Below are 11,503 nucleotides of genomic sequence, written 5' to 3' on the forward strand. Positions count from 1 at the left end.
ACGGTGATATTGCTGTCCTCCCACTCGCGGACCAAAGCGCGGGTCTCGGTGTCGTCGACGTTGACGGTGATCGCCTCGCCCTACCGTGAGGTCACCCGGCCGGTGCTCGACTACGTCAGGCGCATCAACAAGGAGTCGCCGCGCACCGTGGTGACCGTCTACATCCCCGAATATGTGGTGGGGCACTGGTGGGAACAGGTGCTGCACAACCAGAGTGCGTTACGGCTCAAGACCCGGCTGCTGTTCATGCCGCAGGTGATGGTGACCTCGGTGCCCTGGCAGCTCAACTCCTCGGAACGGCGCAAGGTGCTGGCGCCGCACCACGCCCCCGGTGACACCCGGCGAGGATTTCTGGAGTGAGCGACCATGAGCTGACCCTGGTCACCGACGCGCCCGCGAACGGCGGCAGTTGTGTGGCCCGCCATGACGGCCGGGTGGTCTTCGTGCGTTACGCCCTGCCCGGCGAGCGGGTGCGGGCGCGGATCACCGCCGAGCGCGGATCGTACTGGCACGCCGAATGTGTCGAGGTGCTCGAACCGGCGGACGGCCGGGTCGCCTCGCTGTGCCCGATCGCCGGCGTCGGCGGTGCCGGTTGTTGCGACCTGGCATTCGCCGACCCGGCCGCGGCCCGTGCGCTCAAGGGCGAGGTGGTCTCCAACCAGTTGGCCCGGCTCGGCGGCCATGACTGGCAGGGCGAGGCCGAACCGGTGGGCGAGGGCGGTCCGACCGGCTGGCGCAGCCGGGTCCGGCTGGAGGTCGGCGCCGACGGGCGGGCCGGGTTTCACCGGTATCACAGCGAGGAGCTGGTCACCGATCTGCGGTGCGGCCAGTTGCCCGCCGGGATGATCAAGGGACTGGCCGAGCAGAGCTGGCGGCCCGGCGACCACGTCCATGTGGTGGCCGACGACGACGGCGTCCGGCACGTGGTGAGCACCGGCCGCAATCATCGCCCGCAGGTGCACGAGGGCGACTATCACGCCACCCAGTGGGTCGGCCGGCGGCGCTGGCAGATCCCGGTGACCGCGTTCTGGCAGGCGCACCGGCACGCGGCCGCGCTCTACAGCGCGCTGGTCGCCGACTGGGCAGCCACAGAGGCCGGCATGACCGCCTGGGACCTCTACGGCGGGGCCGGGATCTTCGCCGCGGCACTGGCCGAGGAGGTAGGGGAGTCCGGCCGGGTGATCAGCGTCGACACCTCGCGGGCGGCCACCGGCGCCGCCCGGGCCGCGCTGGCCGATCTGCCGCAGGTGTCGGTGCGGACCGACTCGGTGCGCCGGGTGTTGGGTGCGCAGCGGACCGCTGCCGACGTCGCGGTGCTGGATCCGCCGCGCGCCGGCGCCGGACGCGAGGTGATCGAGGCGTTGGCGGCCGCGGCCGTACCGCGCCTGGTGCACATCGGTTGTGAGGCAGCATCTTTCGCCCGCGATATCGGGCTGTACCGCAAGCACGGCTATGCCGTGCAGCGGATCCGGGTGTTCGACGCGTTTCCGCTCACTCATCACGTGGAGTGCGTGGCGCTGCTGGTGCGCTAGCCCTGACACAGCAGCGGGGCAGCCCGAAGGTCGATATGGTCAGACGCTGCCTGCGCGGAAAACGGGATTACGGGCGTGGCGGCGGGGGCACACTGGGGCGGTGTGTTTTTCGATGACGGCCGATCTGGTGGCCGGCACTGCGCTGCTGCCAGTCGCTGCGCTTTCACTACGCGAGGTCAAAGCCGCCCGGGAGCTGCCGTTTGCGCTGTTACCGACGGTCTTCGCGGTGCACCAGTTCATCGAGGCGGCGGTGTGGGCGCATCAGGACCGTGACCTGTCCGCCGGGCTCGGCCACCTTGCGGTGCTGGCTTATCTGCTGATCGCGTTGCCGCTGTTGCCGACCCTGGTGCCGGTATCCGTGGTGTTGCTGGAGCCACCCGGCCGCCGGTTACGTGTCGCGCCGTTCGTAGTGCTCGGCGCGGTGGTGTCGGCATATCTGCTCTATGTCGTCCTGGCCTCGCCGGTCTCAGTCACCCGGCACCGGCATGCGCTCGATTACCAAACCGGTATCCAGCACGCCGGCGTGTGGGTGACGCTCTACATCGTCGCCGTCATCGGGCCGGCGCTGCTGTCGGGTTACCGTTCGATCATCGCCTTTGGCGTCGTCAACCTGGTGGGCCTGGTTGTCGTCGCGGTGCTCTACACAAAGGCGTTCGCGTCGTTGTGGTGCATCTACGCCGCGGTCGCGTCGGTGCTGGTATTGGTGCACATGGTGCGCCGCAGGAATTTTCGCGACCCGTCCGGGGCGGCTCGTCGGCCGAGCACGAAGTAGCGCAACCACAGATACGGCGTCGCCTGTGCGACAGCGGTTTTCGCCCGCGATATCGGGTTGTGCCGCAAACACGGCTACACCGTGCAGAGTGTGTCGCGCTGCTAACCCGCTGATTGCTCGCGCCAGCGGTCCAGCAGCGCCGGGATCTCGCCGAGCAGAAACGTGTAGAAGTCCCGCATCTGGGTGAGCCGACGGTGGGCCGGGTGGTCGGCGCCGATGGCCGCGATCCCGGCCGCCGCGGCGTCCTGCATGGCTGAGATCGTCACGTTCTGGTTGGTGAACAGCACCGCCCACGCGTCGTCGCGCAGTCGATAGTGCTCGCGGCGGCTGGCCGGCACCGGAACCCGTTCGGCCAGCCCGACCGCGGTGAGCATCTTCATCGCCCCGGAGATCGCGCCGGCGCTGGCCTGCAGCTTCTCGGCCAGCTCGCCCATCGTCATCGTGGACCGTTCGGTGAACAGCAAGGCAGCCAGCACCCGGGCGGTCATGCGCTGCAGTCCGAGACCGGTCAACGTCAGCGCGAGTTGTTCGGCGATGTCCGCGTCATCCGCCACCGGAACTCCTAATGTTCATTAATTTCTGAAATGTCAGTATATTCGATCAGGTGTTGGACGACGGCGAGACCACCGAAGTGATCCGGGTGCGCGGACTCACCTACAGCTACCCGAAAGCCGAGCAGCCGGCGGTTCGCGGCATGGACTTCTCGGTCGACCGCGGAGAGATTTTCGGCTTCCTGGGCCCCAGTGGTGCCGGCAAGTCCACGACGCAGAAACTGCTCATCGGCCTGTTGCGCGGCCACGGCGGCCAGGCCCAGGTCTGGGGCCGCGACCCAGCGGCGTGGGGACCCGACTACTACCAGCGCATCGGGGTGTCCTTCGAACTGCCCAACCACTACCAAAAGCTCACCGGACTGGAGAATCTGCAGTTCTTCGCATCGCTGTACGCCGGCAAGACCGCCGACCCGACGGACCTGCTGGACGCCGTCGGCCTGACCGAATACGCCGACACCCGAGTGGGCAACTACTCCAAGGGCATGCAGATGCGGCTGACCTTCATCCGATCGCTGATCCACCACCCCGAACTGATCTTTCTCGACGAACCCACGTCCGGTCTGGACCCGGTCAACGCCAACAAAGTCAAGGACATGGTGCGCGATCTCAAGGCACGGGGCCGGACCGTCTTCCTGACCACCCATGACATGGCCACCGCCGACGAGCTGTGCGACCGGGTGGCATTCGTCGTCGACGGCCGGATCGTCGCACTGGACAAGCCCGCCGAGCTGAAGATCGCCCGCAGCCAGCGCATAGTGCGAGTGACCTACCGGTGCGAGCAGGGCGGCCTGGCGAATGCGGACTTCGCCATGGACACCCTGGCCGACGACGCGGCGTTTCAGGCGGTGCTGCGCGAACGACAGATCGAGACGATCCACAGCCGCGAGGCCAGCCTCGATGACGTGTTCGTCGAGGTCACCGGTAGGCAGCTGACATGAGCCGGCTGGTGGCCGCGCTACGCCTGGAGCTGATGTTGCAGGTCCGGCAGAAGTTTTTGCACGCCGCGGTGTTCTCGGGTCTGATCTGGCTGGCGGTGCTGTTGCCGATGCCGGCGGGCCTGCGCACGGCCGCCGAACCATATGTGCTGATGGGCGATACGGCCATCATCGGATTCTTCTTTATCGCCGGCACGGTGTTCTTCGACAAGCAGGATCGAACCCTCTCGGCGATCGTCGCCACACCGCTGCGATTCGGCGAGTACCTGACCGCGAAACTCACTCCGCTGGCCGGGATCTCACTGGCGGTGGCCGTGGTGGTGGCCGGCGTGGATCGCGTCGGCTACCACCCGGCTCCACTGCTGGCGGGGGTGCTGCTGGCGACCCTGGTGATGCTGCTGGTCGGGTTCACCACATCACTGCCGTTCGCGTCGATCAGCGACTGGTTCCTGACCGCGACGATCCCACTGGCGGTGATGTCGCTGCCGATGCTGCACTACTCGGGGGTATGGCCGTCACCGCTGTGCTACCTGATCCCCAGCCAGGGGCCGTTGCTGCTGTTCGGGGCGGCTTTCGCGCAGCTCAGCCTGGCGCCCTGGCAGATCGCGTACGCGCTGATCTATCCCACACTGTGGATCGCCGGGTTGTACGTGGCGGGCCGGAAACTGTTCGCCCACTACATCATCGAGCGGTCGTAATGGCCGGCTGGCGCGCAGTGACGGCGTTCGGGCGCAATGATCTGCGGGGCACCTACCGCGACCCGCTGTTGGTGATGATCGTGCTGGCGCCGGTGATCTGGACCACCGGGGTAGCGGTGCTGACGCCGCGGGTCACCACCATGCTCGCCGAGCGTTACGCGTTCGATCTGGTGCCCTACTACCCGTTGGTACTCACCGCATTCCTATTGCTGACGTCCATCATCATCACCGGTGGCCTGGCCGCATTCCTGGTGCTCGACGAAGTCGATGCCGGCACGCTGACCGCGCTGCGAGTCACCCCGGTGCGGCTATCGGTGTTCTTCGGCTACCGGGTGGCCACCGTGATGGTGGTGACGACCGCTTACGTCATCGCCACCCTGTCGTTCAGCGGGATTCTGCAACCGGGCCTGGTGCCATCGCTGATCCCGATCGGGCTGGTGGCGGGCCTGTCCGCGGTGGTGACGCTGCTGCTGATTCTGGCCATGGCCAGCAACAAGATTCAGGGCCTGGCCGCGCTGCGTGGCCTGGGCATGCTGATCGCCGGGTTGCCGTGCCTGCCCTGGTTCATCGACTCGGGCTGGAACCTGGCGTTCGGGGTGTTGCCGCCGTACTGGGCGGTCAAGGCATTCTGGGTGGCCGGCGACCACGGTATGTGGTGGCCCTATCTGGTCGGCGGGGTCGTCTACAACCTGGCGGTCGCGATACCGCTGTACCGCCGCTTCATCGCCAAGAACACCTGACGGGATTGAACACCGCAGAAATCAACCGAACACGAAGTAGCGCAACCACAGATACGGCGCCGCCAGTGCTATCGAGACCACGGTGACCACGATGCCCTTGCGGGTGAACTCCCAGAACGTGATCGGATTCCCGGCGCGGCGGGCGATGCCGAGCATCACTACATTGGCGCTGGCTCCCACTGCGGTCAGGTTGCCGCCGAAGTCGGCGCCGAGCGCCAGCGCCCACCACAGGGCATCGGGGTGCAGATCGTTGGGCAGCGTGGTGCTCAGCTCGGCCACGATCGGTGTCATGGTGGCCACGTAGGGGATGTTGTCGATGATGCCGGACACCGGCGCGGACACCCCCAGGATTCCCATCGTGGTCAGCAAGGCGTTGCCGCCGGTGAGTTCGGTGGCGCTCTTGGCCAGGGCCGCGATCGCCCCGGTATCCACCAGGGCGCCCACCATCACGAACAGGCCGGCGAAGAACAGCAGGGTCTCCCACTCGACGCCGGACAGGTAGTCCGAGCGCTCCATCTTGGAGATCACGATCAGTACCCCGGCACCGAGCAGCGCCACCACGGAGGGCTCCAGGTTCAGCGCGGAGTGTCCGATGAACCCGGCAAACACCCCGGCCAGCACGAGGCCGCACTTGATCAGCAGGCGGCGGTCCCGGATCGCCTCGTGCTCCTCGAGCGCCATCACGTCGGCGACCCGGTCGGGGTCGACGGTGAACGATCCCGGAAACAGCCGGGGCAGCATGAGGATGAAGGCGATCAGGACGATGACCACGATCGGCGCCATGTGCACGAGAAAGGCGTTGAACGACAAGCCCGCTCGGCTGGCGATGATGATGTTGGGCGGATCGCCGACCAGTGTGGCGGCGCCGCCGATGTTGGACGCGAACACCTCGGCCATCAGAAACGGTGCGGCGTTGATCTCCAGCCGGTCGCAGACCAACAGGGTGACCGGGGCGATCAGCAGCACCGTGGTGACGTTGTCCAGCAGCGCTGATGCAACAGCCGTCACCAGCACCAGCAGAATCATGATGCGCAGCGGGGAACCCTTGGCCCGCTTGGCCGACCAGATCGCGACGTACTCGAACACGCCGGTCTGGCGCAGCACGCTGACGATAATCATCATGCCCAGCAACAGGAAGATGACGTCCCAGTCGATGCCGGTTTTGCGGGAGTAGAAGATGTCGTCGGAGGAGATGACGGGCAAGATGACGACCGCGGCCGCCCCGGTCAGCGCCACCACCGTCTTGTTGATCCGGTCGGCGGCGATGAACCCATAGGCGATCACGAAGACCGCGACGGCGAAGTAGATCATCGGGGGAGCTCCGCACAGCGGTCGGCCGCAACCCCCACCATGCACCCCCTGGATACGGAATCATTGACGCCGACCAGGCTTGCCGGTACACCGCATGAAAATGGATACGTTATCAGCCGCGCCGATCAGGTTTGAGCGCTGCCGCGAGCAGTCGCGAGGCGGTGATCACGCCGAGCAGTTTACCGTCCTTGACGACGGCCACCAGCGGGCTGCGCAGCTGGGCCATGGTGGAGGCGACTTCGATGAGGGTGTGGGCGGGCCCGGCGGTCGGCAGTTCGGGCAGGTGTTCGGGCAGCACATCGCGCACCGTCTTGCCGTGCAATTTCTCCGCGGCGCGATCGGCCGCGCTCTCGCTGAGCACTCCGGCCAGCGACGGGTCGTCCTGGACGTATCCGGGCAGGATGAAACGCACGACCTGTGAGGCCGGCAGCACCGCGTGCGGCTTGCCGGCGGGGTCGATAACCACGATTCCGGGCAGTCGGTGTTCGGCCAGTAACCGGGCCGCGTCCACGGCGTCGGAATCGATGGACACCACCGGGAACTCCTCAGCGATCTCCTCGGCGCGCATACGACGACCATACGGTGGTCACCCGTCGCCATGCGTAGACTGGCCGGATGCTTGAAGGGATCCGCGGCCCCGCCGATCTGCAGCACCTCTCGCAGGCTCAGTTGGCCGATCTGGCGGCGGAGATCCGGGAGTTCCTGATCCACAAGGTTGCCGCGACAGGCGGGCACCTGGGCCCCAATTTGGGCGTGGTGGAGCTGACACTGGCGCTGCACCGGGTGTTCGACTCTCCGCACGATCCGATCATCTTCGACACCGGCCATCAGGCCTACGTGCACAAAATGCTGACCGGACGCAACCGTGACTTCGGCAGCCTGCGCAAGAAGGGCGGGCTGTCGGGATACCCGTCCCGCGCCGAGAGCGAGCACGACTGGGTGGAGTCCAGCCACGCCAGTGCCGCGCTGTCGTACGCCGATGGGCTGGCCAAAGCCTTCGAACTGACCGGGCACCGCAACCGGCACGTGGTGGCCGTCGTCGGCGACGGTGCGCTGACCGGCGGCATGTGCTGGGAGGCGTTGAACAACATCGCCGCCGGTAACCGGCCGGTGGTGGTCGTGGTCAACGACAACGGCCGCAGCTACGCGCCGACCATCGGGGGTTTCGCCGACCACCTGGCCGCGCTGCGACTGCAGCCCGTCTACGAGCGTCTGCTGGAGCGCGGCCGCGCCGCGGTGCGCGGCGTGCCGGTCGTCGGGGAGATCGGCTACCAGGTGATCCACAGCGTCAAGGCGGGACTCAAGGACGCGCTGGCGCCGCAGGCGCTCTTCACCGACCTGGGCCTGAAGTACCTCGGCCCGATCGACGGCCACGATGAGGCGGCGGTGGAGTCGGCGCTGCGCCGCGCTCGCGGCTTCGGCAGGCCGGTGATCGTGCACGTGGTCACCTGCAAGGGCAAGGGCTACGGTCCGGCCGAGAACGACGAGGCCGAGCAGATGCACGCCTGCGGCGTGATCGACCCGCTCACCGGGTACGCCACCGAGACCGCCGGCCGCGGCTGGACGGCGACGTTCTCCGATGCGCTCATCGAGTACGGCACCAAGCGACGCGACGTCGTCGCGATCACCGCCGCGATGCCCGGGCCCACCGGGCTGACGCCGTTCGGGCAGCGCTTTCCCGACCGGATGTTCGACGTCGGGATCGCCGAACAGCACGCGGTCACCTCGGCGGCCGGTCTGGCGATGGGCGGCCTGCACCCGGTGGTGGCGGTCTACTCGACGTTCCTCAACCGCGCTTTCGACCAGGTGATGATGGACGTCGCGCTGCACAAGCTGCCGGTCACGCTGGTGCTGGATCGATCCGGGATCACCGGCCCCGACGGCGCCAGCCACAACGGAATGTGGGATCTGTCGATCCTGGGTGTGGTGCCGGGGATGCGGGTGGCCGCCCCCCGCGACGGCATCCGGTTGCGCGAGGAACTCGGTGAGGCGCTTGAGGTCCAGGACGGTCCCACCGCGCTGCGGTTCCCCAAAGGCGATGTGGGCGAGGACATTCCAGCGCTCGAGCGCCGCTCCGGGGTCGATGTGCTCGCCCGGCCGACGGACGGGCTGGGCCCCGACGTTCTGCTGGTCGCTGTGGGGGCGTTCGCGCCGATGGCATTGGCGGTGGCCGACCGGCTGCACAACCAGGGCATCGGCGTGACGGTGATCGACCCGCGCTGGGTGCTGCCGGTGCCGCAGGTGATCGCCGAGTTGGCCGTCGCCCACAAGCTGGTGGTGACCTGCGAGGACAACGGTGTCGCCGGCGGGGTCGGCTCGGCGGTGTCGGCGGCGCTGCGGGCTGCCGACATTGACGTGCCTTGCCGGGATGTCGGTCTGCCGCAACGCTTCTACGACCACGCCTCGCGGGGGGAACTGCTGGCCGAGGTCGGCCTGACCGCCCAGGATGTGGCCCGCCAGATCACCGGCTGGGTGGCGGCGATGGGCAGTTCCAACTGCGTCGAAGAGGTCAGCGAGCACCTGGATTAGGTCGCGGAGGCCAGATCCTGTCGAACAGCCAGGTGAACACGAACGTGTAGACCAGGAAGAACGCCAGCAGGGCCGCCTCGAGACCGAAAGCCTGCAGCAGGGACACGCCCAATATCCACGCCACGACCGGCAACAGCACCACCACCAGCCCGCCTTCGAAGCCGATGGCGTGCGCGATCCGGCGCGCGACGGTGCGGGTTTGGGAGTCCTGCCGCCGCTCCCAGAACTCGAACACGGTGTTCCACACGTAGTTCCAGACCATTGCCACCGTCGATGCCGTCACCGCCATGACACCCGAGCTGCCGCCACCGAAGCCCAGGACGACCAGGCCGAGGGCGGTGAGCACGATGGCGATGAGTTCGTAGCTGATCACGTAGCTGATCCGGCGAACCACGGCGGACACCCGGATCAGCCGCCGTCGGCGGTGGTGCCGACGGCTTTACCGAGCGCGGCAGCCAGCAACGGCACCGTGAGCTCGCGTTGCCACGGTCGGGCGTCGCCGGCAATCAGGAACGCCTCGATCGCCGCCGCGGGTTCGGGTGTCGCCGGATCCCAGTCCCAGCACAGCCGGCGCACCAGCTCGGGGGAGAGCAGGTTCTCCGTCGGCACGCTCACCTGCTCGGACAGCTGGCCCAGGGCGGCGCGGGCCGCATCCAGTCGCGCGGCCGCCTCGGGCTTGCGCCGGGACCAGCGCGACGGCGGTGGTGGGCCGTTCTGGGGTTCGACGGAATCCAGCGGCTCGGGGTTGTCGCGCGCGGCGGCCAGCGCGGCCAACCAGGTCGCTGCGCTGCGGCGCTGCTTGGGCCCGCCGAACACCGGTAGGGCGAGCAACTCCTCGACGGTGGTGGGATTGGCCACGGCGGCGGCGATGATCGCCGAGTCGGGCAGGATGCGCCCGGGGGCGATATCGCGGCGCGCGGCGATCCGGTCGCGCACCGTCCACAGCTCGCGCACGGCGGCCAGGCCGCGCCGGTCGCGCACCTTGTGGATGCCCGACGTACGCCGCCAGCGGTCCCGGCGGGTCGACGTGGTGAAGTCGGTGATCCGAAGATGGTTGAATTCCTGTGCTGCCCAGTCGCTTTTATGCTGGCCGGCCAGCACGTCGGCGATGGCCCCACGCAGTTCGATCAGCACCTCGACGTCCAGCGCCGCATAGTTGAGCCAGTCGGCGGGCAGCGGGCGTTTCGACCAGTCGGCGGCACCGTGGCCCTTGGCCAGCCCCAGCCCCAGCAGGCGCTGCACCATCGCGGCCAGGTTGACCCGTTCGAAGCCGGCCAGCCGCCCGGCCAGCTCGGTGTCATAGAGCGCCTTCGGCCACATGCCGACCTCGGCCAGGCAGGCCAGATCCTGGTCGGCGGCGTGCAGGATCCACTCGTCGTCGTCGAGCACCTCGGCGACCGGACGCAGCAGCGCCGCCGGATCCTCGCCGGCGCCGACCGGGTCGATGAGCACGGTGCCCGAACCGGCGCGCCGGATCTGGATGAGGTAGGCGCGGTTGGAGTAGCGGAAGCCCGAGGCCCGCTCGGCATCCACCGCGAACGGGCCGTGGCCGCCGGCCAACTTCTCGGCGGCGGCGCCGATCTGCGTCGCGGTGACCGACACCTCAGGCACCCCGTCGGCGGGATGCGGCAGGGGAGTCGGCTCGGGCTCGTCGGATGCCGGTTCTGTCTGCCCGGACATCTCAGACGCGGGTTCGGGAGCTCAGGTCGGTGATCCCGACCGGCGGCAGCCCCGCAGCGTGTTCGAGGACCTCGCAGAACGCCTGGACGTGCGCGCCCAGCTCCGGTGTGGTCGCGGTCCAGGATGCGCGCAGCTCCAGTTGGTGGCCGCGGGGCGGGCCGGAGATGTCGCCGTAGCGCACCGAGGTGGTCGCCGTGACGGTGCCCCCCAGCGCGGTGACGTGCTCGGTGCGGGAGCCCAGCGCCTCCACCAGCCAACTCCAGGCGACCTCGGGCAGCAGCGGGTCGATCGCCTCGTGCGGATCCAGATCGGCCTGGATGAACGCCACCATCCGCATGGTGCCGTCCCAGGCGTCGGTGCCGTCGGGGTCGTAGAGCAGGATCAGCCGGCCGAACGCGTCGCCGTCGGAGTCCTCCGGCACGAAGTCGGTCTCGGGGTGCTTGACCTCGGCGCCCAGCGCATAGCTGTAGGGCGCCAGGCGCTGGGGCGGCCGGATCGGCCCCAACTCGATCTCAGACCGCACCGTCGCGGCATGCATCGTTGCCACCGCTTCGCGGAATGGGGCAGGCTCGGCTGATGTCACTGGCGCCGCTCCTTAACTCATCGCTGTGCCCCGCGTCGCCAGCGGCCGGCCCCCGGGTGCTGTTGCGCACCGCCGCGACGCGGGTCGCCGGATCTCACGCTAACCCCCGGCGCCGATCGGCGCAGACAGGCGCGCCGAATCACCGGCGGTTCAGCGAGGCTCGACGGAGGAG

General features: G+C 68.4%; 12 protein-coding genes and 1 pseudogene. 7 read left to right on the forward strand and 6 right to left on the reverse strand.

The window, feature by feature from the left end; all coding sequences use genetic code 11:
- The 3 genes and pseudogenes from A5648_RS03065 to A5648_RS03075 all read left to right on the forward strand — a co-directional run.
- Nucleotides 1-360, forward strand: a pseudogene (locus A5648_RS03065) (hypothetical protein); the annotation flags it as partial.
- The gene (locus A5648_RS03070; RefSeq protein ID WP_428844303.1) at nt 348-1,532 is read left to right on the forward strand and encodes a class I SAM-dependent RNA methyltransferase; all 1,185 of its coding nucleotides are present in this window, start codon (nt 348-350) and stop codon (nt 1,530-1,532) included. The pseudogene A5648_RS03065 and the gene A5648_RS03070, both read left to right, overlap by 13 nt.
- Nucleotides 1,533-1,644: 112 nt before the next feature.
- Entirely contained in the window at nt 1,645-2,304 is a 660-nt protein-coding gene (locus A5648_RS03075; protein ID WP_234787270.1) for a DUF6629 family protein, read from the forward strand.
- 101 nt (nt 2,305-2,405) lie between these two features.
- On the opposite strand, the gene A5648_RS03080 is transcribed toward A5648_RS03075, so the two are convergent.
- A complete protein-coding gene (locus A5648_RS03080; protein WP_065023143.1) occupies nt 2,406-2,858 on the reverse strand; it encodes a GbsR/MarR family transcriptional regulator in 453 nt (150 codons plus the stop codon).
- 50 nt (nt 2,859-2,908) lie between these two features.
- On the opposite strand from A5648_RS03080, the gene A5648_RS03085 reads away from it, so the two are divergent.
- From A5648_RS03085 to A5648_RS03095, 3 genes are read left to right on the forward strand one after another with little or no spacing between them, the layout of a single operon-like run.
- Entirely contained in the window at nt 2,909-3,793 is an 885-nt protein-coding gene (locus tag A5648_RS03085; protein ID WP_234787271.1) for an ABC transporter ATP-binding protein, read from the forward strand.
- Nucleotides 3,790-4,488, forward strand: coding sequence for a fluoroquinolone transporter permease (locus A5648_RS03090; RefSeq protein WP_065023145.1), 699 nt, complete (start codon nt 3,790-3,792; stop codon nt 4,486-4,488). Before A5648_RS03085 ends, A5648_RS03090 begins: the two co-directional genes overlap by 4 nt.
- Nucleotides 4,488-5,228 (forward strand): fluoroquinolone transporter permease, encoded by a 741-nt coding sequence (locus A5648_RS03095; RefSeq protein WP_065023146.1) that lies wholly within the window; start codon nt 4,488-4,490, stop codon nt 5,226-5,228. Before A5648_RS03090 ends, A5648_RS03095 begins: the two co-directional genes overlap by 1 nt.
- 21 nt (nt 5,229-5,249) lie before the next feature.
- Here A5648_RS03095 and A5648_RS03100 read toward each other — a convergent pair whose 3' ends face one another.
- Both A5648_RS03100 and A5648_RS03105 read right to left on the reverse strand, forming a co-directional pair.
- Nucleotides 5,250-6,539 carry an SLC13 family permease gene (locus A5648_RS03100; RefSeq protein WP_065023147.1) on the reverse strand — a complete coding sequence of 430 codons (1,290 nt, stop codon included), beginning with the start codon at nt 6,537-6,539 and terminating at the stop codon, nt 5,250-5,252.
- Nucleotides 6,540-6,651: 112 nt separating this feature from the next.
- Complete coding sequence (locus tag A5648_RS03105) at nt 6,652-7,107, reverse strand: CBS domain-containing protein (protein ID WP_064855066.1); 456 nt, start codon at nt 7,105-7,107, stop codon at nt 6,652-6,654.
- 47 nt (nt 7,108-7,154) lie between these two features.
- On the opposite strand from A5648_RS03105, the gene dxs reads away from it, so the two are divergent.
- Nucleotides 7,155-9,068, forward strand: coding sequence for a 1-deoxy-D-xylulose-5-phosphate synthase (gene dxs, locus A5648_RS03110; protein ID WP_065023148.1), 1,914 nt, complete (start codon nt 7,155-7,157; stop codon nt 9,066-9,068).
- Here the strand turns inward: dxs and A5648_RS03115 are convergent.
- Genes A5648_RS03115 through A5648_RS03125 form a run of 3 tightly spaced genes read right to left on the reverse strand, consistent with a single transcriptional unit; the run spans nt 9,049 to nt 11,331 of the window.
- Nucleotides 9,049-9,471, reverse strand: coding sequence for a PACE efflux transporter (locus tag A5648_RS03115; RefSeq protein ID WP_065023149.1), 423 nt, complete (start codon nt 9,469-9,471; stop codon nt 9,049-9,051). The genes dxs and A5648_RS03115 overlap by 20 nt on opposite strands.
- Nucleotides 9,472-9,476: 5 nt before the next feature.
- Nucleotides 9,477-10,748, reverse strand: coding sequence for a ribonuclease D (locus tag A5648_RS03120; protein ID WP_065023150.1), 1,272 nt, complete (start codon nt 10,746-10,748; stop codon nt 9,477-9,479).
- Between the two features lies 1 nt (nt 10,749).
- Entirely contained in the window at nt 10,750-11,331 is a 582-nt protein-coding gene (locus A5648_RS03125; RefSeq protein WP_065023151.1) for a DUF3000 domain-containing protein, read from the reverse strand.
- Between the last annotated feature and the right edge of the window lie 172 nt (nt 11,332-11,503).

Origin of the sequence: Mycolicibacter sinensis, assembly GCF_001673565.1 — a bacterium.
In the GTDB taxonomy this organism is placed as follows: domain Bacteria; phylum Actinomycetota; class Actinomycetes; order Mycobacteriales; family Mycobacteriaceae; genus Mycobacterium; species Mycobacterium sinense_C.

Bases quoted from the DNA above. Each gene is read 5' to 3' on its own strand.
- A5648_RS03075 (WP_234787270.1), top strand. From the start codon at position 1,645: ATGACGGCCGATCTGGTGGCCGGCACTGCGCTGCTGCCAGTCGCTGCG.
- A5648_RS03090 (WP_065023145.1), top strand. From the start codon at position 3,790: ATGAGCCGGCTGGTGGCCGCGCTACGCCTGGAGCTGATGTTGCAGGTC.
- A5648_RS03095 (WP_065023146.1), top strand. From the start codon at position 4,488: ATGGCCGGCTGGCGCGCAGTGACGGCGTTCGGGCGCAATGATCTGCGG.
- A5648_RS03100 (WP_065023147.1), bottom strand. From the start codon at position 6,539: ATGATCTACTTCGCCGTCGCGGTCTTCGTGATCGCCTATGGGTTCATC.
- A5648_RS03105 (WP_064855066.1), bottom strand. From the start codon at position 7,107: ATGCGCGCCGAGGAGATCGCTGAGGAGTTCCCGGTGGTGTCCATCGAT.
- dxs (WP_065023148.1), top strand. From the start codon at position 7,155: ATGCTTGAAGGGATCCGCGGCCCCGCCGATCTGCAGCACCTCTCGCAG.
- A5648_RS03120 (WP_065023150.1), bottom strand. From the start codon at position 10,748: ATGTCCGGGCAGACAGAACCGGCATCCGACGAGCCCGAGCCGACTCCC.